This window comes from Halolamina salina, assembly GCF_042678005.1.
Lineage (GTDB): Archaea > Halobacteriota > Halobacteria > Halobacteriales > Haloferacaceae > Halolamina > Halolamina salina.
The window spans coordinates 1-1,124 of record NZ_JBHUDH010000184.1; the positions used below are offsets into that span (position 1 = coordinate 1).

General features: G+C 72.8%; 1 protein-coding gene and 1 pseudogene. Both read left to right on the plus strand.

Going from position 1 to position 1,124, the window contains the following annotated elements; all coding sequences use genetic code 11:
• Positions 1-880: alpha/beta fold hydrolase (locus ACFR9S_RS13740; RefSeq protein ID WP_379818894.1), on the plus strand; the 880-nt coding region annotated here is incomplete at its 5' end.
• 45 nt (positions 881-925) lie between these two features.
• A pseudogene (locus ACFR9S_RS13745) lies at positions 926-1,124 on the plus strand (hypothetical protein); the annotation flags it as partial.

Consider the following 1,124-nt stretch of genomic DNA (forward strand, 5'->3'; position numbering starts at 1 on the left):
GGCCGTGCAGGGTGCCGCCGGCCGAAAGCTCACGGCACTCCGGCCGAAACGGCCACCGATGCGAACCCACACCGTCTCCCGCCCGGACGGGCCGGCGATCCACGTCGCCGAGTCGGGGCCGAGCGACGCGCCGGCGGTCCTGTTCGTCCACGGCTACTCCCAGAGCCACCTCTGCTGGCGCGGCCAGCTTCGCTCCTCGCTCGCGGACCGCTACCGCCTCGTCGCGATGGATCTCCGCGGCCACGGCGACTCCGAGAAGCCGCCGTCGGGCTACGCCGACAGCGAGGCGTGGGCCGACGACGTGCAGGCCGTCGCCGACGCGCTCTCGCTGGACTCGTTCGCGCTGGTGGGCTGGTCGTACGGCTCGCTGGTCGCGCTCGACTACCTCGCGGTCCACGGCACCGACCGCGTCCGCGGGGCGAACCTCGTCGGCATCGTTCTCGGGATCGGCACGCCCCAGACCAACGAGTGGCTGGGCCAGCAGTACGTCGACCTGTTCCCGGAGATCGTCTCGACGGACGCCGAGACGGCGACAGCGGCGCTCGACCGCTTCGTCCGCATCTGCTTCCACGACGCCCCCTCGCCCGAGGAGCGGTACCTGCTGCTCGGGGTCAACGCCGCGGTGCCGCCGTCCGTCCGCGACGCGATGCGGGACCGCGAGGTGTCCCACCTCGACGCTCTCGATGACCTGACGATCCCGGTGTTGCTCACCCACGGCGCCCACGACGCGGTCGTCGACCCCGACGCCGCCCGCGCGGCCGCCGAGCGCCTGCCCGACGCGGAGCTCTCGATCTACCCGGACGCCGGCCACAGCCCGTTCCGGGAGTCGATCGACCGCTACAACCGGGAGCTGGCGTCGTTCCTCGACGGCCTTGACTGATGCCGGAGGGGCCGGCTTGATGTGGCGCCGCCCCCTGTGACCGGTATGGACGACAGCCGCCGACAGTTCACGCTCGACTACGACCCCGGCGAGATACGGTTCGGCCGCGGCGCCGCCGACGATCTGAGCGACCTGCTCGCGGATCGCGGGCTTGCGTCGGCCGTGGTGGTCACCGGCGAGAACGTGGGCGCCAACCCCGACGTGATGGAGCCAGTCGAGGCCGGCCTCCGCGACGCGGTGGTCG